This window comes from Mycolicibacter acidiphilus, from assembly GCF_018455725.1.
Lineage (GTDB): Bacteria > Actinomycetota > Actinomycetes > Mycobacteriales > Mycobacteriaceae > Mycobacterium > Mycobacterium acidiphilum.
Genome location: NZ_JAHCLR010000030.1, coordinates 35,202 through 61,460 on the forward strand (window position 1 = coordinate 35,202; position 26,259 = coordinate 61,460).

Sequence of the window (26,259 nt, forward strand, 5' to 3'; positions counted from 1 at the left end):
CTGCCACTACCGAAGACCGCCCGATTCAAGCCCGGGGTGTTCGTTGCGAACGTGTCCCGCTGTGACGTGCCGGAATGATGTACGCGGAGTTGCGTAAACCACACCGATGTCCGGGTCAGTGCGACCCGGAACGGTCTCACTCTACATGGAGGACGCCCCGATCAGGGCGTACGGGGACTGCGTCGCGTCAGCGACGCAGACCCAGGCGCTCGATCAGCGAGCGGTAGCGTGCCACGTCGACGTTGGCCAAGTACTTCAGCAGCCGGCGACGGCGACCGACCAGCAGCAGCAGTCCGCGCCGCGAGTGGTGGTCGTGCTTGTGCTGCTTGAGGTGCTCGGTGAGGTCGGCGATCCGCTTGGTCAGCATCGCGACCTGCGCCTCGGGCGATCCGGTGTCGGTCTCGTGCAGACCGTAGCTGCCCAGGATCTCTTTTTTCTGCTCGGTGGTCAGTGCCACGAATACATCTCCATCTTTTCAGTCCGCGTTCATCAGCATGTCGGGCGGCCACCGCGAACCGCAGCACGCGCCGGGGAGGAAGTGTAGCAGGGTCTCAGTCGGCCGCGAGCAGGCCGCGGGTCCGCTCGACGTCGGTGTTCATCACCGCGATCAGGTCGGCCACCGAGTCGAACTTCTCCTGGCTGCGGATCCGTTCGACGAAGTCCACCGCGACGTGTCGGCCGTAGAAGTCGGCGGTGCGGTCCAGGACGAACACCTCGACGGTGCGGGTGCGCCCGGAGAACGTCGGGTTGGTCCCCACCGACACCGCCGCCGGGTAGCGCTGACCGGGCGTGACGTCGCCCTTGATCGGAGCGGGCCCGAGCACGGTGAACCAGGCGGCGTAGACGCCGTCCGCTGGGACCGCCGCGTACATCGCCGGTTCCACGTTGGCGGTCGGGAACCCCAGATCGCGCCCGCGCGCGTCGCCGCGCACCACCACCCCCTCGACCCGGTGCGGCCGGCCCAGCGCCTCGGCGGCCGCCACCATGTCGCCGGCGTCGACGCAGGACCGGATGTAGGTGGACGAGAACGTCACCGCGCGCGAATCGTGCTGTTCGGCGACCAGCGACACCGATTGCACCCCGAAGCCGAACTGCTCACCGGCGCGGCGCAGTGTCTCGACCGTGCCGGCGGCCTTGCGGCCGAAGGTGAAGTTCTCGCCGACGACCACCTCGACGACGTGCAGGCGTTCGACCAGCAGTTCGTGGATGTAGCGGTCCGGGGTGAGCTTCATGAAGTCGTGCGTGAACGGGATCACCAGGAACACGTCGATGCCGGCCGCCTCGACCAGTTCGGCGCGTCGGGTCAGGGTGGTCAGCTTGGCGGGATGACTGCCCGGGTACACCACCGCCATCGGATGCGGGTCGAACGTCATCAGCACCGCCGGTACGCCGTGCTCCCGGCCGGCCTTCACCGCCTGCGCGATCAACTCAGCATGGCCGCGGTGCACCCCGTCGAATACCCCGATCGTGAGCACACATCGGCCCCAGTCCGTGGGGATGTCATCCTGCCCCCGCCACCGTTGCACGCGTGTAAGCCTAAACTGTCGGGTTGTGAGCCCTCGTGAGCAGTCTGCTGGGCTGAGCACGGTCGCTCAGGACTATCTGAAGGTGATCTGGACCGCCCAGGAATGGTCGCCGGACAGGGTGAGCACGAAGATGCTCGCCGAGAAGATCGGCGTGTCGGCCAGCACCGCATCGGAGTCGATCCGCAAATTGGCCGATCAGGGGCTGGTCGACCACGAGAAATACGGCGCGGTGACGCTGACCGACGAGGGTCGACGGGCCGCGTTGACGATGGTGCGCCGGCACCGGCTGCTGGAGACGTTTCTGGTGCGCGAACTCGGCTACAGCTGGGATGAGGTGCACGACGAGGCCGAGGTGCTCGAGCACGCCGTCTCCGATCAGCTGATGGCCCGCATCGACGCGAAACTGGGCTTCCCGCAGCGCGACCCGCACGGCGATCCGATCCCGGCGCCGGACGGGCAGGTGCCCGCTCCCCCGGCCCGTCAGCTGTGGGACTGCGCCGACGCGGAGACCGGGACGGTGGCCCGCATCTCCGACGCCGACCCGGAGATGCTGCGCTACTTCGACCAGGTCGGGATCAGTCTGGACTCCCGGCTGCGCGTGCTGGCCCGCCGCGAGTTCGCCGGGATGATCTCGGTGGCGATCACCGCGGCCGACGGCACCGACAGCACCGTCGACCTGGGCAGCCCTGCCGCACAGTCGATCTGGGTGGTCTGAGCGCCACTTCCGGTGACACCGCGTTGACTGTGCACTCAGGGCGGCGACTGTCGGCGTGTCGCCGCCCTGGTCGCAATCTCAACGCAGATGGTCGGCGAGTTGCCCGTCCGCCCCGAACAGTTCGGCCTGCCATTTCGTGACCAGGCCGGCGGTGTCGATCTGGTCGGGGTGGAAGTCCCGCCGCTTGAACGGCCGCATGTCGCCGTAGAACCCCTGCCACATCGGGTTGCGCAGCATCTGCACCGTCTCCCGCAGGATGCGAACCGGCTTGCGACGCCCCTCTTTGTCGGTGGTGGCGATCGACACCCAGGCGAAGAACACCAGGATCGGGATGCCACAGTTCTGCGCGAACCGCATCCAGCGGATGCGCGTCGACTCGGGTACGCCGACGGCGCGGTAGACGTCGAACGCCACCGACTTGTGCTCCAACTCCTCCAATGCGTGCCAGTTCAGCAGGTTGCGAATCTCCGGGTCGTACATCATCGCCTGCACACCGGGCCGTTTCAGGATGTTCTCCGCCCACACCGCGGTGAAGTGTTCAGCGGCCACGGTGAACCCCAGGAAGAAGTGCCGCAGCCGGGGCAACCGATCCGGGTCGGGGTACTGCTTGTCGAGGAACTTCTCCATCCGCTCGGTGGACTGCAGCAGATACTCGAACCACGCGGTGGGATAACCCATCGCCGTGAGCTGTTCGTTGAGCTCACGATGCTGCAGCCCGTGCGTTTTCTCCTGCCCGATGAATCCGGCCACCCGCTTGCGCAGGTCCGGGTCGGCGATCCGGTCCTGGTAGCGGCGTACCGACCGGACGAAGATGTCTTCTCCGGGCGGGAAGATCGCCGACAGGATCGCCACCAGGTGGCTGAACACCATGTTGCCGTCGGCGAAGTATTTGTCCGTCGGGGCCTGCGTGTCGAACCCGAAGCTGAGTCGCCGCACCGCCGGATACGACACATCACGGGAAGCCGTCATGGTTCCACTCTGATCGAGGTCCGGGACGGACGGAATGCACGAACCGGACAGCTATTTGACCGGATCGGACACCCCCGTCAGGTTCTGCTGCGCCGGTGCCGACTCGGCGGTGTGCCGGTGCACCGACTGAACGCCCGAGTGAAGGCGGCGGTCTCCGAATAACCGAGCTGACGGGCGGTCTGCTCGACCGTGAGCCCGGACTCCAGCAGCGCCACCGCCAGCGTCATCCGCACCTCGTCGACCAGTGCCCGGTAGCTGGTGTGCTCGGCCGTCAACCGCCGATGCAGAGTGCGTTCGGTGACGCAGAATTCGGTGGCGATATCGGCCATCGACGGAAGCCGGCCGGGATCGCGGACCAGCCGAGCGCGGACCTGGGCGGCCATCCCGCGGCGCTGCCGGCGCGCCTGGAGCAGTTCCTCACACTGCTGTACGCACACCTGCGCGGTCGCGGCGTCGGCGGCCGGCATCGCTTGCGCCAGCACCTCATTGGGGACGGTGATGGCACTGCGGGTCGATGAGGTGTCGATCTCGATCAGCAGCCCCGGGAAATTGAGTCGTTCCAGGGGAACGTCGATGCCGGGCAGTTCCACCGTGATCGGCGTTGCCGATTCCAGTTGCCCGATCAGCAACGGCACCATGTTGAGCAGCGCGAACAGGTCTCGTTCCAGCATGAACGCCCGCACATCGGCGGGCACCTGGGTGTCATCGAACTCGATGACGGCACCGGCGGCGGTGTCGCAGCGGGTGACGCGAAGAAACGTCGACGACAGTGTCGCGTAGCGGCACGCGATGTTGACGGCGTCGCCCCAGGTCGGGCTGGCGAGCAGGGCGTAGCCGAGGATGCCCATGTTGGCGAAGTTGTACTGAACACCCACCGCGCGGGCGAAACCGTGTGAATCGTCCACGCGGCCAAGGATGTTGCGCAGGATCGTCAGTTCCTGCCCGGCCTGCACCTCGGTGGCACTGTTCGCGATGTCCGCCGGCGACAGGTCGGTGCCGGCCAGACAGTCCTCGACCGACACGCCGTAGCAGCGGGCCGCCTCGACCAGGTGCCGGCTGGTGGCCACCGGTCGCGGCACATCCCAGTCGGCCCCGGTCACCACGTGTCCGAACATATCAATCCAGACGGTCCCCGCAACGCGATTTAGGATGCACCGATGGCCAAACTCGAACTCTCCCGCGACCTGTCGCTACCCCAGGACCGGGCGTGGGAACACGCCTCGGACCTCGCAGCCCTCGGCGACTGGCTGTCCCTGCATCAGGGATGGCGCTGCGAACTGCCCGACGAACTCGCCGTCGGCACGACGCTGGTCGGGGTGGCCGGCGCCAAGGGCATGCGCAACCGGGTCACCTGGACGATCCGTGAGTTCGACCCGCCAAGGCTGCTGGAGCTCACCGGCAAAGGGGTCGGTGGCACCAAGTACGGGCTCTCGCTGGCGATCGCCCCCGCCGCGGCGGGCTCTCGCTTCACACTGCGACTGGACATGGGGGGCGCACCGCTGTTCGGTCCCATCGGGGCCACCGCCGCCCGCGCCGTCAAAGGCGACATCGAGGATTCGGTCAAGCGGTTCGAGGCGCTGTATGCCTGAGCCCGATGCAGCGCCTTGATCGGCGTGCTGGCATACCAGCGAGTACGCCTAGACGGGAACCGTATCGGTAGTCATTGCTCCTGGTCACAACTCCCGACACCAGCCCGGCTTTCTTCCAACGTGTGAATCTCGTAGTCACCCGCGGCCGGTGTCGCGGCCAGCCGCTGCAGGTACGCGTTCGGCGTCCACGGCCACAGTTCGGGCAGTCCCTCCGCGCCCAGATACCAGCTGGTGCACCCGGTCGCCCACACGGTGCCCGGCATCGCGGCACGCATGTCCGCATTGAACTGCTCGGTGGCCGCTTCAGTGGGTGCGACGGTGTCGAATTCGGCGTCGCACCACCGTTGGATCCAGCGCCGAATGTGTCCGGCCTGCGCTTCGGCGATGGCGGTCAGCGAGTAGTTGCCGACCGGGCTGTGCGGGCCGATCAGCATGAAGAAGTTCGGGAATCCCGGTAGCGCCACCCCCAGATGCGCTTTCGGTCCGCGCTTCCACAGTTGCTCCACGGTGCGCCCGTCGTCAGCGGTGATCGTCATCGGCCGCATGAATGCGTAGGCGTCGAAACCCGTTGCGAGCACGATGACATCCACTTCGTGCAGGACGCCGTCGGCGGTGACGATGCCCTGCGACTCGACGCGGTCGATCGCGGCGTCGACCAGGTGCACGTTGGGTCGCTGCACGGCCCGGTAGAAGTCGGGTGAGATCACCAGCCGCCGGCACATCGGCTGGTAGTCGGGGGTGAGCCGGCGGCGCAGCACCGGATCGCGGACGGTGCGCAGATTCAGCCGACACGCACCGCCGAGCAGTCGGCGACGCCAGCCCGGCTCGACCAGCGCCCGCGCGAAGAACTCGAACGCCCGGTGATAGCCGCGGTAGGCGGCGGTGTCCAGCACCGGCATCCGGCGGTGCAGTCCCGCGGTCCAGCGCCGGTAGTCCGGATTGGGCAGCGGCAGCACCCATTGCGCGCTGCGCTGGAACAGCTCCAGCCGGCTGACGCTGTCGACCAGCCCGCAGACCAGCTGCACCCCGGTCGATCCGGTGCCGATCACCGCGACCCGTTTGCCGGTCAGGTCGACACGATGGTCGAAGCGGGCCGAATGCATCACCGGGCCGGCGAAATCGGCCAGCCCGGCGATGTCCGGTGTTCGCGGTTCCCGCAGCACCCCGGCGGCACAGATCAAGAAGTCATGCGCCACCGTCTCGCCCGCACCGGTGGTCAATCGCCACTGCCTCCCGTCGAAGACCACGTCAGTGACCTCGACACCGAAGCGGATCACCTCCCGCACACCGTGCGCGTCAGTCGCCCACCGGAAGTAGTCGAAGATCTCTCCCCCCGGTGAGAACAACTTGGTCCAGTCCGGGTTGACCGCGAACGTGAACTGGTAGAAGCGGGATGGCACATCGCAGGACAGTCCCGGATAGGTGTTGTCCCGCCAGGTCCCGCCGACCTCCTGCGCCTTCTCGTAGATCGTCACATCGTCGATTCCGGCCTGCCGCAACATGATCGCCTGGCACAGTCCCGACATGCCGGCGCCGACGATCCCGACCGAGGGCAGGCGTTTCATGCGTGGCCCCGGTCGGCTTGCGCGACGGCGCGTCGCATACTCGGCCAGCCGGCCAGTAACCGATCGCCGAGCAGCAGCGGGGTTCGCAGGTCCACCAGCAGTGGAACCCAGCCTGGCGCGTACACCCTTCGGGCTCGGCGGCGGATGCCGGCGGTGATCGCGGCGGCGGCCCGCTCGACCGGGATCGGCCGGCCCAGTCCGGGCAGGCCCGCCAGCACCGCCCCGATTCCGGAGCGCTCCAGCATGTCCCGCGCCAGTCCGGTGTCGACCAGCCCGAAATAGCCGATCCCCACACCGATTCCGGTACCGCCCAACTCGACGCGCAGCGACCGCACCAGCGACTCCACCCCCGCCTTGGCGGCCATGTACCCGCTGACCGTCGGACCCGGGATCACCGCGCCGATCGAAGCCACCGCCAGCAGGTAACCGCGACGCCGCCGCAGGTACGGCAGTGCCGCGTGCGCGGTGTGGAACACGCCCACCAGGTTGACGTCGATCACTCGGCGCCAGTCGTCGGGGTCGACTGCCGCGACGGTCGCTGCGGGGCCGGCGATGCCGGCGTTGGCCACCACCACGTCCAGGCCGTCGAAGCGTTCCGCGACGGTGGCACAGGCGGCCGTCATCTCCTCCGCGGAGGTCACATCGGCGGCGACAGCCATTGCGCTGTCCCCGAGTTCGGCGGCCAGCCGCTGTGCGGCATCGAGATCCCGGTCGACGATCGCCACCCGGGCCCCGCAGCTGACCAACTGGCGGGCCACCTGTGCACCGATGCCCTGTGCGCCGCCGGTGATCAGAATCGTCTTGCCCGCCAGGCGGTTCGCGCCTCTCATGTCGCCGGCCTGGCCCGCACCGGCACCGAGACCGGCCCCTGCAGCGACGGCGTGGTCCCCCACCGCACCGGGCCGGCCAGTTCCAGGCCGTCGACGTGGTCGAGCAGGTGGTCGACGGCGGTGATGACCTCCAGCCGGGCCAGGTGCGCCCCGAGGCAGAAGTGGATGCCGTGCCCGAATGCCAGGTGCCCGACGGTGGGCCGGTGGATGTCGAAGTCGTCGGGGCGGGCGAACCTGGCCGGATCACGGTTGGCCGAAGCGTAGAACAGCACCACCCGGGCACCACGCGGAATCACCGTGTCGCCCACCGGGTGGTCGACGGTGGTGGTCCGCGCGACCCACTGCACCGGGGAGCCCCAGCGCGCGGTCTCCTCCACCGCCGCCGGCAGCAGGCTGCGGTCGGCCCGCAGTTCGGCGAACAGGTCCGGGTCCTGCGCCAGCCGCATCAGCAGCATCCCCAGCAGGTTGGTGGTGGTCTCGTTGCCGGCCACCAGGATCAGCACGGCGTAGAAGAACGCCTCCGCATCGGAGATCTCACCGTCACCGACCGCCGCGCACAGCCGGTCCAGCAGTTCGGTTCCGGAACCGCCTGCGCGCCTGCGGAGTTCGGTCGTCACGTAACTGCGATAGCCCAGGTAGGCGGGCAGCGCCGAGCGCAGCAGCGTCAGCACCTCGCGGACGGATCGGGGGCTGAAGATCTCGGCGAATTGATCGGAGACGGCCCGGAATTGGTCCCACTGGTCGCGCGGTACGCCGAGCAGGTGAGCGATGACGTTGATCGGCAGCGGGATCGTCAGTGCCGGAACCATGTCGACCACCGCACCGCCGTGCAACCGGCTCACCCCGTCCGCGGCCAGCGCCCGGATCTCGGAGGTCAGCGAACCGACCGTCTTCTTGCTGAACATCGACTGGGTGACCTTGCGCAACCGGTCGTGGTCGGGTGGGTCGGTGACGATCATCGCCGGGCCCGGCGTGGCGCGCAGCATGATTCCCGAGGCCGACGAGAACGTCTGGTAGTCGCGTGCGGCGGTGTGCACGTCGTCGTAACGGCCCAGCATCCACACGTCCAGGCGTTCGTTGACGACCACCGGATGTCGGCGGATGCGCTCGAAGTCCGGGTAGGGGTTCGCGATGCTCCGCGGCAGCGTCGGGTCGAACGTGCTGCGCGACACAGCGTCCGGAGCCCGCCGGGCGCGGGGGCGGCGCAGATCCCGGTAGGTGCCGACGACAACGGGCCGCCCCAGTTCGGAGACCGCAGCACGGAGGGCGCCGGCGATGGCTCGCGGCGGCGGGTGCAGCAGATCGGTGGGCATACGTCAACGCTAGGCTCGACGGCCGCTGCGCGGAATGCACGAACCGGACAGCTATTTGATGCCTTCGGACAGTCGGTGTCAGCCTTTGAAGTACACGACCTGGTGGCTGGTGGCCAGCAGGTGCCCGGTGCGGCTCCACACCTGGGCACTCTGGTCGAAGTAACCCGCGGAGAACCGGTTGGCGTGCGCGGTCCCGAGCACGTAGTCGGCGCCGACGCCGTCGAGTTGGCCCCGGTCGACGTGGAAGTAACTGGTCAGCGAGATGGTCCCGGCGGGCAGGAATCCGCCGCGGCGCAGGAACACCCGCGGGTAGAACATGTCGCACAGCGCCGACAGCGCCGGGTAGTCGATCTGCCGGCCGGCGGCGTCGCGGATCCACATCGTCGTCGTCGACGAGGAACTGGCCTGGCCGTCCGACGGCACCGGCCCCTCGACGAACCGCATGTCGTAGCGCTCGGGCCACACGATCCCCTCGGCCAGTCCCATCGGGGTGATGGTCTGCGGATCGGCCACGGGCGGCATCGCCGGTTCGGTGTCCGCCCAACTCTCCCGTCGGACGGCGAATACGGCGGTGGCGGTGGTCTTCACGTCCCCAGCCTGGCTGAGCTCCATGGTCCAGTGCTGGTTGGTGCGGTTGGTTCGGGCGGGTTTCACCGCGACCTCGAAGTCGCCGTCGACGATCGGGGCGGCGAAGTTCACCGTGAACGCCAGCGGATCACCGAGCCGGTCCGGCTGCACCTCGACGGCGTGCAGCAGCACGGCCGCGGTGATGCCGCCGAACGGTCCGACCATGTTCGCCCACTCCGGGCGGGTCCGTCCGCGCAATCTGCCGGGCTCGACGGGTTGCAGGTCGATGGCGGCGTCGAACGGATGCGCTGGGTTGCTCACCCCGCAATCATCACCCGGCCGGTGGTGCCTTTGACCACGTGGGTGCCGGGCAGCGTCATCGGCTCTGCGCGTCGATCCGACGGTGGTAGGTGTCGCGGGCGGCCGCGTCGACGTTGACGAAGACGGTGTCGAATCCGGCCGCATGCGAGATCGCGTACCGAGCGCGCGCCGGAATCAGCGTCATCGTCTTGATCATTCCGCCCAACGCCCTCGGCACCGTGACCTTCACCCGGTCACCGGCGGCCGCGGCCACGATGGCGGCGGCCACCTTCTCCGGGTCCACCTCGCCGATCGGGCGCAGCCAGTCCGGTGTGCTGTGCCCGGCCGACAGTTCGGTGCGCACGATGCCCGGCAGCACCGCGGTGACACCGATGCCTGCCGCGGCGAGTTCCAGGTGCAGGGTCTCGGAGAACCCGACCACCGCGTGTTTGGTGGCGCAGTAGGTCGCCAGCCCCGGGTGCGGGCTGACCCCGGCCAGTGATGCGACGTTGACGATCTGGCCGCCGCGGCCGGCAAACCTGCGGGCGGCCAGTTTGGAGCCGGTCAGCACACCGACCAGGTTGATCGCCACCATCCGGTCGGTGGCCGCGTCGGTCTCCTCGGTGAAGGCGCCGGTCGGCATGATCCCGGCGTTGTTCACCAGCACGTCCAATGGACCCAGCCGGGTCTCCGTCTCGTCGAGAAACGCCGCGAAACTTGCCCGGTCGGTGACGTCGAGTCGCAGTCCGGTCACCTCGCCGCCGGTCGTCTCGGCGAGTTCGGCGGCGGTCTTCTCCACCAGGTCGGCGTCGACGTCACCGAGCGCGACGCGAGCTCCGGCCCGCAGAAACGCCTCCCCCGTCGCCCGGCCGATGCCGCGCGCACCACCGGTGATCGCCACCGTCCTACCTCGAACATCCCTGCGCTGCTTGCTCATCGCCCTCTACCCCAGCAGTCCCTTGGCGATGTGGGTGACCTGAACCTCGTTGCTGCCGGCGTAGATCATCAGCGATTTCGCGTCCCGGGCCAGCTGTTCCACCCGGTACTCGGTCATGTAGCCGTTGCCACCGAACAGTTGCACCGCCTCCATCGCCACCTCGGTGGCAACCTCCGAAGAGTAGAGCTTGATCGCCGACGCCTCGGCCAGTGTCGGAGTCTTGCCCCGCTTGGCCTTCTCCAGCGTCTGGAACACCATGTTCTGCACGTTGATCCGGGCCACCTCCATCTTGGCCAGTTTGAGCTGGATCAGCTGGAACTGGCCGATGTTCTGCCCCCACAGGGTGCGGGTCTTGGCGTAGTCGATGCAGAGCCGGTGGCATTCGTTGATGATGCCCAGCGCCAACGCGGCCACCCCGACCCGTTCGGCGACGAAGTTGGCCCGGGCGCTGTCCCGGCCGTCACCGCCCCGATGCTCCTCGGTCTCGCCGAGCAGTCGATCCGGTTCCAGCCGCACATCGTCGAAGAACAGTTCCCCGGTCGGCGACGAGTGCATGCCCATCTTCTTGAACGGTTTGCCCTGGGTCAGTCCCGGCATGCCGGCGTCGAGGACGAACGTGAGGACCTTGCGGGCACGCGGATCGGTGCCGTTTTGCTCGTCGAGCTTCGCGTAGACGACGATGGTGTCCGCGTACGGGCCGTTGGTGATGAACGTCTTCTGGCCGTTGAGGATGTAGCCGCCCGTCCCGTCTGCGGCACGCCGGACATAGGTTTTCATCCCGCCGAAGGCGTCCGACCCGGAATCCGGCTCGGTGATCGCCCACGCGGCGACCTTGTTCAGCGTGACCAGATCCGGCAGCCATCGTTCCTGCTGGGCGAGGGTGCCGCGGCTCATGATGGTGGCGGCGCCAAGCCCCAGACTGACGCCGAGCGCGGCCACCATACCCAGGCTGACGCCGGCCAGTTCGCTGACCAGGATCAACCCCATCGACGCCTGCGCACCGAGATCGCCGAATCCGCCGCTGTCCCCGGATGATTCGGTTGCCTCCCCGGACTGCCGGGCACGCTGCTTGTCCAGCCGGGTCTTGATGGCTTCGGCGGCCAGGACATCGATGCCAAAGTCGGCGAAGAGTTTCCGCAGGATCGGATACGGCGGCAGCTCACCACTCTCCAACGCGTCGATGTTGGGCCGGATCTCCCGGTCGATGAACTCCCGGACGCTGTCACGGATCAGCTCATCGGTGTCGGACCACTCGATCATGGCAGCCTCGCCGCGATGTCGTCGATCTCCCACAGGCCGTCGGTCTCGATGGTCTCGACGTCATGCCAGCCCGCCAGCTTCGAGATGGCCCCGCCCTGCACCGCGTAGACCGTGCCGGTGACCGGGCATTTCTCGGTCGCCAGGTAGGCCACCAGCGGGGAGATATTGGCGGGCGCGAACAGATCCAACCCACCGTCATCCGGTTCGGCCATCAGCGCACCCATCCCCGGAGTCGCCAAGGTGAGCCGGGTGCGGGCGATCGGCGCGATCGCGTTGACCCGCACGCCGTAGCGTTCCAGTTCGTCCGCGGCGACCAGGGTGAGCGCGGCGATACCCGCCTTGGCCGCACCGTAGTTGGCCTGACCGGCATTGGGCACCGTCGTGCCCGACGCCGACGCGGTGTTGATCACCGCCGAGTTGGGCTGATCACCGGCCTTGGACTGCGTCTTCCAGTACGCCGCGGCGTGGTGCAGCGTCGCGAAGTGCCCCTTGAGGTGCACGTTGATCACCGCGTCCCACTGGGATTCCGCCATCCCGGGGATGAAGGCGTCACGCAGAATGCCGGCGTTGTTGACCAGCACGTCGAGCCGGCCGAATTCGTCGATGGCTTGCTGCACCAAGCTTTTGGCGCCCGCCCAGTCGGCGATGCTGTCGGTGTTGGCGACCGCTTTACCGCCGGCGGCGATGATCTCGTCGACGACCTGCTGTGCGGGTCCGGTGTCGGAGCCCTCGCCGGAGTTGCTGCCGCCCAGGTCGTTGACGACGACGGCGGCACCCTCGCGGGCGAACAGCAGTGCGTGTTCGCGGCCGATGCCACGGCCGGCACCGGTGATGACGGCGACCCGTCCCTCCAACGCACCCATCTAGGACTCCTCACTGATCTCGGCCAGGCCATCGGTGATGGCGAATTCATCACCCCGGGCGGTTTCGAAGGCGTATCGGGTGACGCCGTCGGCTGTCCCCGCCTTCCAGATGCGGGTCTCCAGGTCGTCGCCGGGGAGCACCATCTTGGAGAAGCGCACCGCAAATCGCTTGAGCCGGGACACATCTGACCCGGCGACCTCGGTGAGCACCGCCCACGAGGTGAACGCCATCGTGCACAGGCCGTGCACGATGATCCCCGGCAGGCCGGCTGATCTGGCGACCTCCTCGTCGAGGTGGATCGGCATCGGGTCACCGGATGCCGGTGCGTAGCGGAACGTCTGGTCGGCGTCCACGTGCTGGGTCACCTTGGCCACCGGGGCTGTGTCGTGCAGGGCGGGGTCGAACTTGTGCTCGGGGCTGAGCTCACCGACTGCCTTGCCGGCGTTGAAGCCACGCACGAAGCAGGTGACGTACTGCTCGTTGACCAGTTCGCCGTCTTGCGCGCGGCACTCCACCAGCATCGCCGCCCGAGTGCCCTTCTCCAGTCCCTCGTAGCCGATCATCTTGGCCCGCGACACCAACTTGTCACCCGGCCGGATCGGACGGTGGAAGTGGAAGTCCTGCTCGCCGTGCACGATCCGCGGAACCAGTTCGATCGGCATCACCTCCACCGCCGGGATCAGCATCGATTCGAACACCGGCACGATGCCGAACACCGGCGGTGCCACGTCGCCGGCCAGATGCGCCGGGATCGGGTCATTGGTGGCTTTCGCGTACTCGACGATCCGTTCCCGGGTGACGTCGAAGTGGTCTTCGTCGGACCACTTGTTCAAACCGGAGTCATCGAATTCCGGTGTCTCATCCGACATGTCAGGCCGCCGCCGCAGCCAGCGCCTCAAGCTGCGCCAGGGTCTTGTCGAGTTGCTTGGCGCCGTCCTTCTCCACGGCCTTGGCCAGGGCGCCCTTGACCAGCGCCCCCTCGAAATCGCCGGCCACGCTGAACTCCGATCCGTCACCGGACGGGGTCACGGTGAAGTTGAATTCGCATTTGACGCCGGCCATTCCGGTGCCCGACAGTGTGAGGCTGTGCGGCGCCTGCACCTGTTCGACCTTCCACTCGATCTTGTTGGCCATGCCGAGCATCATGATCTTGGCGACCAGCGTCGCGCCGGGCTCCAGAGTGGCCGGCGGCTCCTCCATCCAGCGTTCGTGGATGGTGAACCAATCCCCCCAGGTCGACGGGTCGGCGACGGTCGCCCACAGTGCGTCCGGGCTGACCGACAGTTGCTTGGTGGCTTCGATGTGTCCCATGGTCGTGCCTCCTTGATTTTCGTTGGTTGGTTCTCAGCGCTCGGCGCGCTGGTAGGCGGTGACGACGGCGGCGCCGCCGAGTCCGATGTTGTGCTGCAGGGCGGCGGTGACGTTGTCCACCTGACGCTTGTCGGCGGCACCGCGCAACTGCCACGTCAGCTCCGAGCACTGCGCCAACCCGGTGGCGCCCAGCGGGTGACCCTTGGAGATCAGCCCACCGGACGGGTTGACCACCCAGCGTCCGCCGTAGGTGGTGTCGCCGTCGTCGATCAGCTTGTGCGCCTCGCCCTCACCGCACAGGCCCAGCGCCTCATAGAGCAGCAACTCGTTGGCGGAGAAGCAGTCGTGCAGTTCGATCACCTGGAAATCTTCGGGCCCGAGCCCGGCCTGGTCGTAGACCCGTTGGGCGGCCTGGACGTTCATGTCGTAGCCGATGATGCTTTTGCAGGTGCCGTCGAAGGTGGAGGCGAAGTCGGTGGTCATCGCCTGCCCGACGATCTCCACTGCCTGCCCTGCCAGGCCGTGCTTGTCGACGAAGTCCTCACTGGCCAGGATCGCCGCGCCCGAGCCGTCCGAAGTCGGCGAGCACTGCAGCTTGGTCAGCGGGTCGTAGATCATCCGCGAGCCCAGGATGTCCTCCAGGGAGTACTCGTCCTGGAACTGCGCATACGGGTTGTTCACCGAGTGCTTGTGGTTCTTGTAGCCGATCTTGGCGAAATGCTCTGCGGTGGAGCCGTATTGCTTCATATGCTCGCGGCCGGCGGCGCCGAACATCCACGGTGCCACCGGGAACAGCACCTCGGAGATCTCCGCCAAGGCCAGCACGTGCTTCTCCATCGGCTGGGCGCGGTCGTCGTAGGTGGACTCCAGCGAACCGGGCTTCATTTTCTCGAAGCCCAGCGCGATGGTGCAGTCGGCCAGCCCGCCGCGGATCGCCTGCGCGGCGAGGTACAGCGCGGTGGACCCGGTCGAGCAGTTGTTGTTGACGTTGACGATCGGGATGCCGGTCATGCCCAGCTCGTACAAAGCGCGCTGCCCGGAGGTGGATTCGCCGTACACGTAGCCGACGTAGCCCTGCTCCACCTCGGTGAAGTCGATACCCGCGTCGGCCACCGCCTTGGTGCCGGATTCGCGGGCCATGTCCGGGTAGTCCCACGCCGTGCCGTCGTCGTTGACCCGTCGGCCGGGCTTCTCGAACTTCGTCATGCCGACGCCGACGACGTAGACCTTGTTGGCGGCCTTGTTTGACATCGCGTTCCCTTCATCGGGTTGTTCACCGTGAGTCAAAACATACACACGTGATTGTATGTGAACAAGAGGGTTGACGACGGACGCAACAGTGTGCGGGAGATGCCGAGCGTGAGGTCGGGTTCACCGTCGAGCGCGAGCGTGAACCCGACTTCACGTTCGGCGCGGGGTTGCCGGGAGCGGCACTCAGCCCAGGGCGGGCAACGCGGCAGCGAGGACGGCACGCAGATCCGTGCAGGCGCGCTCCCAGCGGCGACGCGCCCGTTCGGCATCGTGGTCGACGAAGCTCGCGACCAGGATTCCGCGCAGCGCATCCATCGCCGTATACGCCATGTTGCGCAGTTCCTTCTGCGCCGGATGCCCGGGAAGCAACTGCGCGATCGCCGCGATCAGTGCACTGTTGACAACCGGCTCCACCCGCTGGATCTGCTGAGCCAGGACCGGATCGGTACGGGCGGCGATCCAGAGTTCAATGGTCGCAACGAATAACGGCCCCTGGTGGACCTCCCACATGAAGTCCAGCACCGTTGAGATCGGATCCGGGCTGTCCGTCAGCCGGCCGAGCTCGCGGATCGCGGCCTGGGCGCGTTGCTGAGCCAGATGCTCGATGGCTGCGACGACCAGATCTTCCTTCGACTTGAAATGGTGAATCTGCGCACCCCGGGTGACCCCGGCGAGTTCGGCGATCCGCGGCGTGGTCGTTCCGGCATAGCCGTAAGAGACCAGGCACTCGACAGTGGCATCAAGCAACCGCTCCCGCATCGCGGCGCTGCGCTCGGCCTGGGTGCGTCGCGCGCGTTGCTCGTCGACGCCGCTCACCATCGCCGTCCCCCTCCGCCACGCTTCGGCGTCCAACGATACCGAGCGATCACAGTTTGATCAGCAATACCTACAATCTTGCATGTATCTGGGATGTCATCTCGACACATGGCGTCAACGCAGCGCATCGATCGATCCGTGCTCGGTCATCGCTTCGGCAACGGCGGCGTTGGACATCAGATCCACGTCGGGCCGGAGCCATCCCCTACCGATCGGACGTACCGCATAGCGGCGAGCTGGTTGCGCGATGTCCGGTTGCAGTCCCCGGCGCACTGCGTCTTCCAGGACGGCGGCCACGGCTCGCCCGGATCGGGCCACTGAGGCCTTCACCTCTTTATAGAGGTCGTCGTCCATGCGGATCGTGATGCGCATAGCTACATCTTAAAGACGCTCACAGCGTCGCTGGCCGGATCACCACGACCGACTTGGTACGCCGCCCGGAGTCTTCCAGCAGCGCGATGACCCGGTCGTCAGAGTCAGTGGCCGCGTAGATCCCGCTGATGCCGGCCGACCCCAGTGGCCGGCCGTGCCCGACGTCGACCGCCTCTTCCGCTCTCAAGTCCCGACGGGGAAACGTCTGCAAGCAGGCCTCATCGAGGGTGTAGCTCAACGCCGCGGCCTCGGCTAGATCGTCGAGGGTGCGGGCCTGGTCCAGCCCGAACCGCCCGGCTGCGGTGCGGCGCAACGCGGTCAGGTGACCGCCGACCCCCAGTGCGTCGCCGAGGTCACGGGCCAGCGCTCGGATGTAGGTGCCCGCCGAGCAGTCCACCTCGACGTCGACGTCGATCAGGTCACCGGTTCGGCGCACCGCCAGCACGTCGAACCGCTCGATGCGCACCGGGCGGGCTTTCAGCTCGACGGTCTCGCCGTCGCGCACCATCTGATAGGCGCGTTTGCCGGCGACCTTGATCGCGCTGACCGCCGACGGCACCTGCTCGATGTCGCCGCGCAGCGGTGCGATCGCGGACTCGATCTGCTCGTCACTCAGGTGGGCTGCCGAAACCGTCTGCAGCATTTCGCCTTCGGCGTCCTCGGTGGTAGTGGTCTGGCCCAGCCGGATCGTGGCGGCGTAGGTCTTCGTGGAGGTGGTCAGCAGCCCGAGGATCTTGGTGGCCCGGTCAATGCCGATCACCAGCACCCCGGTGGCCATCGGGTCCAGGGTGCCGGCGTGGCCGACCTTGCGGGTGCCGAAGATCCGTCGGCAGCGCCCGACCACGTCGTGGCTGGTCATCCCGGCCGGCTTGTCGACGATCACCAGCCCGGCCGGAACCGTAACCGCTTTCACAGCACGATCGCCGTCAGCACCAGGCCATCCACCACCGACCAGCGACCGTGCAGCTCGGACAGCGGCGGCCCGGCCAGCGCGGCGGGGTCGATCAGGATGCGGGAAACAAACCCACCGTCGGGCGTGAACGTGATGTGGGCGTCTTCGAATCCCAGCCAGCGTTTGGTCAGCGGGAACCACGCTTTGTAGGTGGCTTCCTTGGCGCAGAACAGGATTCGATCCCAGTGCGTGCCGCCCGGCAACGTCCCCAGTTCCACCCGTTCCGCAGGCAGGCTGACCGCGTTCAGCACCCCGTCGGGCAGCACGTCGTGCGGTTCGGCATCGATGCCCACCGACCGCACGCCCGGGGTGCGGCCCACCACCGCGCCGCGGAACCCCGCACAGTGCGTCAGCGAACCGACCACGCCGTCGGGCCAGTGCGGTTCGCCCTTCTCCCCCTTGAGGATCGGCACCGGCGACTGACCGATCTGTTCCAGGGCCAGCCGCGCACAGTAGCGGACGGTGATGAACTCGTTGCGCCGCTTGGCAACCGACTTGGCGATCAGCGGTTCCTCATCGGGCAGCGGGGAAAGCCCCGGCGGGTCGTCGGTGCGTTCCGCCCAGGCCAGGGACTCCCCCGATGCCCCGCCGAGCACCGTGTCCAGCAGGCCGCTCATCGTCGCTGCCGCTCGCGCAGGCGTTCCCGGAACTTCGCCGATTCGGCGCGCATCTCGTCGGTGATCGCGAAATGGCCCCCGAACTCGTTGAGGTAGCCGGGCGGGTAGTGCGGTTCGGGCAGGATCTGGCGCAGCCAGCGGTGCGGCTGACGTCGGCGCCATTCCCGCGGGTAGCCGACCGACACCTCCTCGAACCGCACGTCGTCGTAGAAGGTGGTGCGCGGGATGTGCAGGTGCCCGTAGACCGAGCAGGCAGCGTTGTACCGGGTGTGCCAGTCGGCGGTCTCGGTCGTGCCGCACCACAGCGAGAACTCCGGATAGAACAGTGCGTCGCACGGTTGGCGCACCATCGGGAAATGGTTGACCAGCACCGTCGGCGTCATCCAGTCCAGGTCTTCCAGCCGTTTGCGGGTGACGGCCACCCGGTCGCGGCACCAGGCATCCCGGGTGCCGTAGGGCTCGCAGGACAGCAGGAACTCGTCGGTGGCCACGACGTTGTTCTCCCGCGCGATCGCCAGACCCTCGGCCTTCGTCGTCGCCCCGGCCGGCAGGAACGTGTAGTCGTAGAGCAGGAACATCGGCACGATCGTCGCCGGGCCGCCCTCCTCGGTCCAGACCGGATACGGGTGCTCCGGGGTGATGACGCCCATCTGGTCGCACATCTCGACCAGGTAGTCGTAGCGGGACCGGCCGAACACCTGCATCGGGTCCTTGGTGGTGGTCCACAACTCGTGGTTGCCCGGAACCCAGATGACCTTGGCGAAGCGTTTCCGCAGCAGGTCCAGTGACCAGCGGATCTCGTCGGTGCGTTCGGCGACGTCGCCGGCGACGATCAGCCAGTCCTCCGGGTGCGCCGGGTGCAGTGATTCGGTGACCGGCTTGTTGCCCAGATGTCCGGTGTGCAGATCCGAGATCGCCCACAGGGTCGGACGGTGTCCGCGCGTCGACTCCTCGGTGATCACGAGGTTCCACCCTAGTGGCTGGCACCGAACTAGAACGTGTTCTGACTCCGGCTGTGACCGCGGTGACATAACTTGTACACTCCCGGCAGGGATCGGGCGAATTCGAAGGGGTGTCATGCTCACCAAGCTGCGTCTGTTCACCGTGCTGAGCGCAGTGGTGATGGCAGCCGTCATGGTCTTTCAGCAAACACCGTCGCTCACCGTGGGCAGCGTCGGCGTGCAGTTGCGGTCGACCGCGCTGCCGCTGGCCCCGGCGCCGAGTTCCACGGTGGTGCTGACCAACCCGCGGCCGTTCGACGCCTGCGAGGACATCCCCTATGACGCCCTCGCACAGCTCGGCCTGACCTACACCCCGCCGAAGCCGGTGGAGGGAGTTCGCTGCGAACTCGACGCCGGCAACTACCAGATGGCGATCGAGACCTACATCTGGCGCAGCTACGACGAATCGCTGCCCCGCGACGCCCTCGAGACCACCATCAACGGGCACCGCGCCGCGCAGTACTGGGTGATGAAGCCCACCGAGTGGAACAACCGCTGGTGGTTCTCCTGCATGGTGGCGTTCAAGACCAGCTACGGGCTGATCCAGCAGTCGCTGTACTACTCGCCGGTGTACTCCAACCCCGACGTGGACTGCCCCTCGGAGAACCTGAAGCGGGCCCAGCAACTGTCCCCGCTCTACAAGTACTGACCGGGTGACGCACCGGCGACTGCTCGACACCGCGTTCCGCCGGGCGTTGCGACTGCCGCCGGGTGACGGCTACACCGTCGAACGGGTCGCGATCCCGATGCGCGACGGCGTCGTGCTGCTCGCCGACCACTACGCACCGTCGTCGACGGTGCGCGGCACCCTGCTGGTCCGCACTCCCTACGGCGGGCGCTTCCCGTCGTCGCTGATCTTCGCCCGGGTCTACGCCGCCCACGGCTATCACGTGGTCCTGCAGAGCGTGCGCGGGACGTCCGGTTCGGGTGGCGTGTTCGAGCCGATGGTCAACGAGGTCGCCGACGGCGCCGACACCGTCGCGTGGCTGCGCGACCAGCGGTGGTTCACCGGCACGTTCGGCACGCTCGGGGTGTCCTATCTGGGGTTCACCCAGTGGGCGCTGCTGGTCGACCCGCCACCGGAGTTGACCGCGGCCGTCGTCACCGTCGGACCGCACGACTTCAGCGCGTCGTCGTGGAGCACCGGGTCGTTCACCGTCAACGATTTCCTGGGCTGGAGTGACGCGATGGCCCGTCAGGAAGACGACGGCGACGGGCCGGTCCAATCCGGGCTGCGCCAACTGACGGCGCGGCGTCGCCTCGCCCGGGCCACCGCGGGCCTGCCGCTGGGTGCGGCCGGCCGGGCGCTGCTGGGATCCGGTGCGCCCTGGTACGAGTCGTGGCTGGAACATCCCGACACCGGTGACCCGTTCTGGCGGCCGTACCGGTTCGGCGCCGCCCTGGATACGGTGCAGGTGCCGGTGCTGCTGGTCAGCGGCTGGCAGGACCTGTTCGTGGATCAGACCATGGCCCAGTACCGCCGGCTGGCCGACCGCGGTGTCGAGGTGGGGCTGACGGTCGGGCCGTGGACGCACACCGAGGTGCCGGTCCGCGGGCTCGGTGTGCTGACCCGTGAATCGCTGGACTGGTTCGACACCCACCTGGCCGGCGTGGGCGGGCCGGCGCGTCGCAGTCCGGTGCGGGTGTTCGTCACAGGGGGTGACGGCTGGCGGAATCTGGAGCACTGGCCGCCGGCGACCACACCCCGATCGTGGTGGCTGCACCCCGGTGAGCGGCTGGACGTCACCGATTCGGCGGTCGGGTCGGCGGAGTTCGTCTACGACCCCGCCGACCCCACCCCGACGGTCGGCGGACGGCTGCTGGCCCCGGGCGGCGGGTACCGCCGTGACGACGCACTGGCCGCCCGCGCCGACGTCTTGGTGTTCACCGGTGCTCCACTGACCGAGGGGCTCCTCGTGTTCGGTTGCCCGACAGTGGAGTTGGAGCACTCCAGCGACAATCCGCACGTCGACGTGTTCGTCCGGGTCAGTGAGGTCGACACACGCGGGCGGTCCCACAATGTCAGCGACGGCTACCGCCGCTTGGCTGGTGCGTCCGGACCGGTGCGCATCGAACTCGATCCGATCGCCCACCGGTTCACCGCCGGCGCCCGGATCCGCCTGCTGATCGCCGGCGGCTGCCTCCCACGGTTCGCGCGCAACACCGGCACCGGTGAGCCCCCGGTCAGCGCCGTCGGGTTGCGGCCCGCCACTCACACCATCACGTTCGGTGAATCGCGGTTGACGCTGCCGATCGGTGATGACCGGCCAGGGTGATCACCCGGCGCCGTTCACCGCCCAGCGCCCCGAAACCGTCCGCGCCCCGACGAACACCAGGCGGAGCACGATGAACGTCGTCAACCCCGACCAGATCCCGGCCAGGCCCCAGTCGAAAGCCAGCGCCAGCCAGACCAGTGGCAGGAATCCGAACAGCGCACTGGCAACGGTGGCGGTCCGCATGAATGCCGCGTCCCCGGCGCCGATCAGCACCCCGTCCAGGGCGAAAACGATTCCGGCAGCTGGTAATTGCGCGACCAGAAACCACCACGGCACGCCGATGCTGGCGAGCACCGTGGCGTCGTCGGTGAACAACCGGGGCAGGGCGGCACTGCCGCATGCCATCACCGCGGCCAGCACCGCGGCGGCCGCCGCCGAGAACACCGTCACCCGCGCGGCGACGGACTTGGCCTGGCCGGCGTGGCCGGCACCGAGCGCGGCGCCCACCAGTGCCTGCGCGGCGATCGCCAGCGAATCGAGCACCAGGGCGAGAAACGTCCACAGTTGCAACACGATCTGGTGGGCCGCTAGTGCCGCGGCACCGAACCGCGCCGCGACCGCGGCCGCCGAGACGAAGCACGCCTGAAACGCCAGGGACCGTACGATCAGGTCACGGCCCATCGTCACCTGTGCCCGCACCACCGCCCGGTCGAGCCGCAACGGCACCCGTTCGGCTCGGAACGCCTGCAGGAACAGCAGGGCCGCCAGCCACTGTCCGGCGCAGTTGGCGACCGCCGACCCGGTCAGTCCCCAGCGCGGGAATCCCAGCCAGCCGTACACCAGCAGCGGACACAGCACCGCCGAAAGCACAAACCCGGCAACGACATAGCGCGGCGGGCGCGCGACATCCTGCACTCCGCGCAGCCAGCCGTTGCCGGCCAGCGACACCAGGATCGCCGGGGCGCCCAGGATAGCGATCCGCAGCCACGGCAGCGTCGTCGCCGCGATCTGCGGGGCGCCAGCCACCGCCGCCACGAGCGGACCTGCCACCGTCTGGACCGCGACGACGATCAGCACACCCAAGCCGAGCGCCAGCCAGGTCGCCTGCACCCCCTCGATGACCGCGGCGGCGCGATCACCAGCACCGAAGTGCCGCGCAGCGCGCGCCGTCGTCCCGTAGGACAGGAACGTCGCCTGGGAGCCGATCAACCCGAGGATCAGCCCGCCGATGGCCAGGCCCGCCAGGCTCAGCGCGCCCAGTCGGCCGACCACCGCGGTGTCGAACAGCAGATAGAGCGGTTCGGCGGCCAGCACGGCCAACGCCGGCAGCGCCAGCGCCGTGATCTGCCGTACTTCGCTGCGCGGCCCGGCGTGTCGACCGGGGACTCCCACCCTCGTGGGCCTACTGCAGGGCGGCGACCAGGGCCGCGACCGCGTCCTCCACCGGCCCGGTGACGGTGTAACCGGCGGCCAACCGGTGCCCGCCGCCGCCGAACGCCGCCGCCGCGGCGGTCAGGTCCACCGCCGACTTCGCCCGCAGCGACACCGACCAGCACCGCGGCTCGATCTCCTTGAACACCGCGGCAACCTCGGCCTGCTCGGTGGTGCGCACCACGTCGACGATGCTCTCCACCTCCTCGAACCGGGCCGTGCGCCACTCGTCGTGGTCGACGATCGCGTAAACCAGGCCGCGGCCGCCGGCCGCCTCCGGCACCAGCCGGGCCGACGTCAGCACCCGCGGCAGCATCGTCAGCCAGTCGAACGGGTGGGTGTCCATCAGCGAACGGGTGACCGCCGCGTTGTCCACGCCGAGATCCACCAGACGAGCGGCCAGGCGGTGCGCCCGGGCACTGGCCCACCGGAACGAGCCGGTGTCGGTGACCAGCCCGGCGTACAGGCAGTGCGCTACGTCGGCGGAGATCGAGGCACCCCACACGTCGAGCAGTTCCGCGACCAGCAATGTGGTCGAATCCGCCGACGGGTCAACGAGATTCGCGGTTCCGAACAGGTCGTTCGAACTGTGGTGATCGATCACCAGCAGTTCCCGACCGGTGCTGGCGAGGCCCCGCAGCTCACCGACCCGATCCAGGCAGGGAACGTCGACGGTCACCACCAGGTCGACGTTGCGCCGCATCGCCTCCGGGCTGACCAGGAACTCGGTGCCCGGCAAGGACTGCAACGAGGCCGGCAGCCCGGCAGGACAAGCCGGGCGCGCGAAACCGACCTCGACCCGCTTGCCGAAACCGTCGAGCACCGACGCCAGCGCCAGCCCGGCGCCGATGGTGTCGGCATCCGGGTGCACGTGACAGATCACCGCGACGCTGCGCGCTGCGGACAGCAACTCGACGGCGCCGGCGGGATCGACCCGCCGGCCCGGCCGCTGCGGATCAGTCGTCAGATCGGTCACCACTGTCCGCATCGTCGGATTCGCCCGCAGGCACCCGGTACGGATTGGCGTCTCCCACCGGTTGCTTCCCCTCCCGAATCCGGGCGAGGTCGGCGTCGGCCGCCTGGGCGGCGGCCAGCAACTCATCCATCCGGTGTGCGGCGTCGGGCACCATGTCCCGGACGAACGTCAGCGTCGGGGTGAACCGCACCCCGGTGCCGGCACCGACCTTGGAACGCAGCACACCCTTGGCACTGTCCAGCGCCGCCGCCGCACCGCCGTAGTCCGGATCCTCGTCCAGACTGCGGCCCAGCACCGTGTAGTACAGCGTGGCGTCGTGCAGGTCGGCGGTGACCTTCGCGTCGGTGATGGTCACGCCGGCCAGCCGCGGATCCTTGATCTCGTACTCGATGGTCGAGGCGACGATCGTGGAGATCCGCTTAGCCAGCCGACGTGCCCGGGCCGGGTCAGCCACGGCTAGGTCCGCGCCTTCTCGACCAGTTCGTAGGCCTGAATGACGTCGCCTTCCTTGATGTCGCTGTAGGTCAGCGTCAGACCGCACTCGAAACCGTCGCGGACCTCGGTGGCATCGTCTTTCTCCCGCTTCAGCGAGGAGATCGTGATGCCCTCGGCGACGACGACGTTGTCGCGCAGCAGTCGCGCCTTGGCGTTGCGCCGCATGATGCCGGACGTGACCAGGCAGCCCGCGATGTTGCCCACCTTGGAGGACCGGAACATTGCGCGAATCTCGGCGCGGCCCAGCTCCTTCTCCTCGTAGATCGGCTTGAGCATGCCCTTGAGCGCGCTCTCGATCTCGTCGATGGCCTGGTAGATGACCGAGTAGTAGCGGATCTCCACACCTTCGCGGTTAGCCAACTCGGTGGCCTTGCCCTCGGCGCGCACGTTGAACCCGATGATGATCGCGTCCGACGCCGACGCCAGGTTGACGTTGGTCTCGGTGATGCCACCGACACCGCGGTCGATCACCCGCAGCTGCACCTCGTCGTCGACCTGGATGCCCATCAAGGCCTCCTCCAGCGCCTCGACGGTACCGGCGTTGTCGCCCTTGAGGATCAGGTTCAGCTGGCTGGTTTCCTTCAGCGCCGAGTCCAGGTCCTCCAGCGAGATCCGCTTGCGCGAGCGGGCGGCCAGCGCGTTGCGCTTGCGCGCGTTGCGCTTGTCGGCGATCTGGCGGGCGATCCGGTCCTCGTCGACGACCAGCAGGTTGTCGCCGGCGCCGGGCACCGAGGTGAAGCCGATGACCTGCACCGGACGCGACGGGGTCGCCTCTTCGACGTCGTCGCCGTGCTCGTCGACCATCCGGCGCACGCGGCCGTAGGCGTCGCCGGCGACGATCGAGTCGCCGACCCGCAGCGTGCCGCGCTGGATCAGCACGGTGGCCACCGGGCCGCGGCCGCGGTCCAGGTGCGCCTCGATCGCCACACCCTGGGCTTCCATGTCGGGGTTGGCCCGCAGGTCCAGGGCGGCGTCGGCGGTGAGCAGCACCGCCTCCTCCAGCGCGGCGATATTGGTGCCCTGCTTGGCCGAGATGTCGACGAACATGGTGTCGCCGCCGAAGTCCTCGGCGACCAGACCGTATTCGGTGAGCTGACCGCGGATCTTGGCCGGGTCGGCACCCTCCTTGTCGATCTTGTTGACCGCCACCACGATCGGCACGTCGGCGGCCTGCGCGTGGTTGATCGCCTCCACCGTCTGCGGCATGACGCCGTCATCGGCCGCGACCACCAGGATCGCGATGTCGGTGGCCTTCGCACCACGGGCACGCATGGCGGTGAACGCCTCGTGACCCGGGGTGTCGATGAAGGTGATCAGGCGCTCAGTGCCGTCGAAGTCGACGCCGACCTGGTAGGCACCGATGTGCTGGGTGATGCCGCCGGCCTCGCCCTCGCGGACGTTGGCCTTGCGGATGGTGTCCAGCAGGCGCGTCTTGCCGTGGTCGACGTGACCCATCACGGTGACCACCGGCGGGCGACTCTGCAGATCCTCCTCGCCGCCCTCGTCCTCGCCGTAGGTCAGGTCGAACGACTCCAGCAGCTCACGGTCCTCGTCCTCGGGGGACACGACCTGAACGACGTAGTTCATCTCGCCGCCCAGCAGCTCCAGCGTCTCGTCACCGACCGACTGGGTGGCGGTGACCATCTCACCGAGGTTGAACAGCGCCTGCACCAGCGCGGCCGGGTTGGCGTTGATCTTCTCCGCGAAATCGCTCAGCGACGCACCGCGGGCCAGCCGGATGGTCTCGCCGTTGCCGTGCGGCAACCGCACACCGCCGACGATCGGCGCCTGCATGCTTTCGTATTCGGCGCGTTTCGCCCGCTTCGACTTACGGCCCCGTTTCGGCGCACCGCCGGGACGGCCGAACGCACCGGCGGCACCGCCGCGCTGGCCGGGACGACCACCACCACCGCCGGGACGGCCGCGGAAGCCACCGGGACCGGCCGGAGCGCCGGCACCACCGGCACCGCCGGCACCGCCACCGGGACCGCCGCGGTAACCCCCGGGACCGCCGGCGCCGCCGGGACGACCGCCGGGACCGCCGGGGCGACCGCCGCCGCCGGGACCCGGACGGGGACCGCCGGGCCGGGCCGGCCGGCCCTGTCCGAAGCCGGGCGGGCGAGGCGGCATGTTGCCGGGCGAGGCGCCACCCGGTCGCGGCGCACCGGGCCGGGGTGCCCCCGGCCGCGGGGCCTGCGGGTGCGGACGCGGAATGGCGCGCTCCACCGGCTGCGCCGACGAGAACGGGTTGTTGCCGACGCGCGGGGTCCGCACACCGGGCTTGGGGCCCGGTGCGGGGCTCGGCGCCGGGCGGGCGCCAGGGGTCGGGGCAGGTCCGGGCTGTGCCGGAGCGGGCGCCGGGGCCGGGGCCGTCGCGGCAGGCGGG

27 protein-coding genes are annotated in these 26,259 nt (G+C 68.5%); 4 read left to right on the forward strand and 23 right to left on the reverse strand.

All coding sequences use genetic code 11. The features are described 5' to 3' along the window. Nucleotides 1-187 precede the first annotated feature (187 nt). Together rpsO and KIH27_RS14570 are read right to left on the reverse strand one after the other, a co-directional pair. Complete coding sequence (gene rpsO / locus KIH27_RS14565; RefSeq protein WP_214093675.1) at nt 188-457, reverse strand: 30S ribosomal protein S15; 270 nt, start codon at nt 455-457, stop codon at nt 188-190. A 94-nt stretch (nt 458-551) separates the two neighbouring features. Then, nucleotides 552-1,526, reverse strand: a complete 975-nt coding sequence (locus KIH27_RS14570; protein WP_214093676.1) for a bifunctional riboflavin kinase/FAD synthetase — start codon at nt 1,524-1,526, stop codon at nt 552-554. A 25-nt stretch (nt 1,527-1,551) separates the two neighbouring features. Here KIH27_RS14570 and mntR point away from each other — a divergent pair, with 25 nt between their 5' ends. Continuing rightward, the gene (mntR, locus tag KIH27_RS14575; protein WP_307856891.1) at nt 1,552-2,241 is read left to right on the forward strand and encodes a manganese-binding transcriptional regulator MntR; all 690 of its coding nucleotides are present in this window, start codon (nt 1,552-1,554) and stop codon (nt 2,239-2,241) included. 78 nt (nt 2,242-2,319) lie between these two features. On the opposite strand, the gene KIH27_RS14580 is transcribed toward mntR, so the two are convergent. Further along, a complete protein-coding gene (locus KIH27_RS14580; protein ID WP_214093678.1) occupies nt 2,320-3,210 on the reverse strand; it encodes a metal-dependent hydrolase in 891 nt (296 codons plus the stop codon). A gap of 77 nt (nt 3,211-3,287) precedes the next feature. Continuing rightward, on the reverse strand, nt 3,288-4,313 hold the full coding sequence (locus KIH27_RS14585; RefSeq protein WP_214093679.1) for an AraC family transcriptional regulator: 1,026 nt from the start codon (nt 4,311-4,313) through the stop codon (nt 3,288-3,290). 54 nt (nt 4,314-4,367) lie between these two features. Between KIH27_RS14585 and KIH27_RS14590 the strand changes: the two genes are divergently transcribed. Beyond that, nucleotides 4,368-4,799, forward strand: coding sequence for a type II toxin-antitoxin system Rv0910 family toxin (locus KIH27_RS14590; protein ID WP_214093680.1), 432 nt, complete (start codon nt 4,368-4,370; stop codon nt 4,797-4,799). Between the two features lie 71 nt (nt 4,800-4,870). On the opposite strand, the gene KIH27_RS14595 is transcribed toward KIH27_RS14590, so the two are convergent. The 15 genes from KIH27_RS14595 to pptH all read right to left on the reverse strand — a co-directional run bounded on the left by KIH27_RS14595 (nt 4,871) and on the right by pptH (nt 18,716). Beyond that, nucleotides 4,871-6,364, reverse strand: coding sequence for a flavin-containing monooxygenase (locus tag KIH27_RS14595; protein WP_214093681.1), 1,494 nt, complete (start codon nt 6,362-6,364; stop codon nt 4,871-4,873). Further along, complete coding sequence (locus KIH27_RS14600; RefSeq protein ID WP_250150161.1) at nt 6,361-7,194, reverse strand: short-chain dehydrogenase/reductase; 834 nt, start codon at nt 7,192-7,194, stop codon at nt 6,361-6,363. Before KIH27_RS14600 ends, KIH27_RS14595 begins: the two co-directional genes overlap by 4 nt. Continuing rightward, nucleotides 7,191-8,507: a cytochrome P450 gene (locus KIH27_RS23025; protein WP_214093682.1), complete on the reverse strand. Its 1,317-nt coding sequence runs from the start codon at nt 8,505-8,507 to the stop codon at nt 7,191-7,193. Before KIH27_RS23025 ends, KIH27_RS14600 begins: the two co-directional genes overlap by 4 nt. A 78-nt stretch (nt 8,508-8,585) precedes the next feature. After that, on the reverse strand, nt 8,586-9,395 hold the full coding sequence (locus tag KIH27_RS14610) for an acyl-CoA thioesterase (RefSeq protein WP_372451389.1): 810 nt from the start codon (nt 9,393-9,395) through the stop codon (nt 8,586-8,588). 55 nt (nt 9,396-9,450) lie between these two features. Then, nucleotides 9,451-10,311 (reverse strand): SDR family oxidoreductase, encoded by an 861-nt coding sequence (locus tag KIH27_RS14615; protein ID WP_214093684.1) that lies wholly within the window; start codon nt 10,309-10,311, stop codon nt 9,451-9,453. Between the two features lie 6 nt (nt 10,312-10,317). Continuing rightward, complete coding sequence (locus KIH27_RS14620) at nt 10,318-11,571, reverse strand: acyl-CoA dehydrogenase family protein (RefSeq protein WP_214093685.1); 1,254 nt, start codon at nt 11,569-11,571, stop codon at nt 10,318-10,320. Further along, entirely contained in the window at nt 11,568-12,434 is an 867-nt protein-coding gene (locus KIH27_RS14625) for an SDR family oxidoreductase (RefSeq protein ID WP_214093686.1), read from the reverse strand. The genes KIH27_RS14620 and KIH27_RS14625 overlap by 4 nt, the downstream gene beginning before the upstream one ends. After that, nucleotides 12,435-13,304: a MaoC/PaaZ C-terminal domain-containing protein gene (locus KIH27_RS14630; RefSeq protein WP_214093687.1), complete on the reverse strand. Its 870-nt coding sequence runs from the start codon at nt 13,302-13,304 to the stop codon at nt 12,435-12,437. It abuts the gene before it with no gap. 1 nt (nt 13,305) lies between these two features. Beyond that, on the reverse strand, nt 13,306-13,746 hold the full coding sequence (locus KIH27_RS14635; protein WP_214093688.1) for a type II toxin-antitoxin system Rv0910 family toxin: 441 nt from the start codon (nt 13,744-13,746) through the stop codon (nt 13,306-13,308). A 33-nt stretch (nt 13,747-13,779) separates the two neighbouring features. Continuing rightward, nucleotides 13,780-14,997, reverse strand: coding sequence for a lipid-transfer protein (locus tag KIH27_RS14640; protein WP_214093689.1), 1,218 nt, complete (start codon nt 14,995-14,997; stop codon nt 13,780-13,782). Nucleotides 14,998-15,180: 183 nt separating this feature from the next. Beyond that, a complete protein-coding gene (locus KIH27_RS14645; RefSeq protein WP_214093690.1) occupies nt 15,181-15,816 on the reverse strand; it encodes a TetR/AcrR family transcriptional regulator in 636 nt (211 codons plus the stop codon). Nucleotides 15,817-15,927: 111 nt separating this feature from the next. Beyond that, nucleotides 15,928-16,185, reverse strand: coding sequence for a ribbon-helix-helix protein, CopG family (locus KIH27_RS14650; RefSeq protein ID WP_214093691.1), 258 nt, complete (start codon nt 16,183-16,185; stop codon nt 15,928-15,930). A gap of 19 nt (nt 16,186-16,204) precedes the next feature. Further along, nucleotides 16,205-17,098, reverse strand: coding sequence for a tRNA pseudouridine(55) synthase TruB (gene truB / locus KIH27_RS14655; protein ID WP_214093692.1), 894 nt, complete (start codon nt 17,096-17,098; stop codon nt 16,205-16,207). After that, nucleotides 17,095-17,754 carry a 4'-phosphopantetheinyl transferase PptT gene (pptT, locus tag KIH27_RS14660; protein ID WP_214093693.1) on the reverse strand — a complete coding sequence of 220 codons (660 nt, stop codon included), beginning with the start codon at nt 17,752-17,754 and terminating at the stop codon, nt 17,095-17,097. Before pptT ends, truB begins: the two co-directional genes overlap by 4 nt. Continuing rightward, nucleotides 17,751-18,716 carry an ACP phosphodiesterase PptH gene (gene pptH, locus KIH27_RS14665; RefSeq protein WP_214093694.1) on the reverse strand — a complete coding sequence of 322 codons (966 nt, stop codon included), beginning with the start codon at nt 18,714-18,716 and terminating at the stop codon, nt 17,751-17,753. Before pptH ends, pptT begins: the two co-directional genes overlap by 4 nt. Nucleotides 18,717-18,831: 115 nt before the next feature. Between pptH and KIH27_RS14670 the strand changes: the two genes are divergently transcribed. Together KIH27_RS14670 and KIH27_RS14675 are read left to right on the forward strand one after the other, a co-directional pair. Further along, complete coding sequence (locus KIH27_RS14670; protein WP_214093695.1) at nt 18,832-19,404, forward strand: DUF3558 domain-containing protein; 573 nt, start codon at nt 18,832-18,834, stop codon at nt 19,402-19,404. A gap of 19 nt (nt 19,405-19,423) precedes the next feature. Next, nucleotides 19,424-21,031 carry a CocE/NonD family hydrolase gene (locus tag KIH27_RS14675; protein WP_250150173.1) on the forward strand — a complete coding sequence of 536 codons (1,608 nt, stop codon included), beginning with the start codon at nt 19,424-19,426 and terminating at the stop codon, nt 21,029-21,031. Here the strand turns inward: KIH27_RS14675 and KIH27_RS14680 are convergent, their stop codons facing one another. The 4 genes from KIH27_RS14680 to infB all read right to left on the reverse strand — a co-directional run. Continuing rightward, a complete protein-coding gene (locus tag KIH27_RS14680) occupies nt 21,032-22,363 on the reverse strand; it encodes an MATE family efflux transporter (RefSeq protein ID WP_214093696.1) in 1,332 nt (443 codons plus the stop codon). A gap of 10 nt (nt 22,364-22,373) precedes the next feature. Next, nucleotides 22,374-23,378 carry a DHH family phosphoesterase gene (locus tag KIH27_RS14685; protein ID WP_372451390.1) on the reverse strand — a complete coding sequence of 335 codons (1,005 nt, stop codon included), beginning with the start codon at nt 23,376-23,378 and terminating at the stop codon, nt 22,374-22,376. Beyond that, nucleotides 23,359-23,832 carry a 30S ribosome-binding factor RbfA gene (gene rbfA, locus KIH27_RS14690; RefSeq protein WP_214093698.1) on the reverse strand — a complete coding sequence of 158 codons (474 nt, stop codon included), beginning with the start codon at nt 23,830-23,832 and terminating at the stop codon, nt 23,359-23,361. The genes KIH27_RS14685 and rbfA overlap by 20 nt, the downstream gene beginning before the upstream one ends. A 2-nt stretch (nt 23,833-23,834) precedes the next feature. After that, on the reverse strand, nt 23,835-26,259 hold a 2,425-nt coding region (gene infB, locus KIH27_RS14695; protein WP_250150163.1), incomplete at its 5' end, for a translation initiation factor IF-2.

What these genes read in the sequence shown, in the direction of transcription:
- KIH27_RS14615 (WP_214093684.1), bottom strand. Translation starts at nt 10,311, where the DNA reads ATGAGCAAGCAGCGCAGGGATGTTCGAGGTAGGACGGTGGCGATCACC.
- KIH27_RS14600 (WP_250150161.1), bottom strand. Translation starts at nt 7,194, where the DNA reads ATGAGAGGCGCGAACCGCCTGGCGGGCAAGACGATTCTGATCACCGGC.
- KIH27_RS14620 (WP_214093685.1), bottom strand. Translation starts at nt 11,571, where the DNA reads ATGATCGAGTGGTCCGACACCGATGAGCTGATCCGTGACAGCGTCCGG.
- KIH27_RS23025 (WP_214093682.1), bottom strand. Translation starts at nt 8,507, where the DNA reads ATGCCCACCGATCTGCTGCACCCGCCGCCGCGAGCCATCGCCGGCGCC.
- KIH27_RS14595 (WP_214093681.1), bottom strand. Translation starts at nt 6,364, where the DNA reads ATGAAACGCCTGCCCTCGGTCGGGATCGTCGGCGCCGGCATGTCGGGA.
- KIH27_RS14640 (WP_214093689.1), bottom strand. Translation starts at nt 14,997, where the DNA reads ATGTCAAACAAGGCCGCCAACAAGGTCTACGTCGTCGGCGTCGGCATG.
- KIH27_RS14645 (WP_214093690.1), bottom strand. Translation starts at nt 15,816, where the DNA reads ATGGTGAGCGGCGTCGACGAGCAACGCGCGCGACGCACCCAGGCCGAG.
- KIH27_RS14670 (WP_214093695.1), top strand. Translation starts at nt 18,832, where the DNA reads ATGCTCACCAAGCTGCGTCTGTTCACCGTGCTGAGCGCAGTGGTGATG.
- KIH27_RS14635 (WP_214093688.1), bottom strand. Translation starts at nt 13,746, where the DNA reads ATGGGACACATCGAAGCCACCAAGCAACTGTCGGTCAGCCCGGACGCA.
- pptT (WP_214093693.1), bottom strand. Translation starts at nt 17,754, where the DNA reads ATGAGCGGCCTGCTGGACACGGTGCTCGGCGGGGCATCGGGGGAGTCC.
- KIH27_RS14580 (WP_214093678.1), bottom strand. Translation starts at nt 3,210, where the DNA reads ATGACGGCTTCCCGTGATGTGTCGTATCCGGCGGTGCGGCGACTCAGC.
- KIH27_RS14590 (WP_214093680.1), top strand. Translation starts at nt 4,368, where the DNA reads ATGGCCAAACTCGAACTCTCCCGCGACCTGTCGCTACCCCAGGACCGG.
- KIH27_RS14630 (WP_214093687.1), bottom strand. Translation starts at nt 13,304, where the DNA reads ATGTCGGATGAGACACCGGAATTCGATGACTCCGGTTTGAACAAGTGG.
- KIH27_RS14625 (WP_214093686.1), bottom strand. Translation starts at nt 12,434, where the DNA reads ATGGGTGCGTTGGAGGGACGGGTCGCCGTCATCACCGGTGCCGGCCGT.
- KIH27_RS14650 (WP_214093691.1), bottom strand. Translation starts at nt 16,185, where the DNA reads ATGCGCATCACGATCCGCATGGACGACGACCTCTATAAAGAGGTGAAG.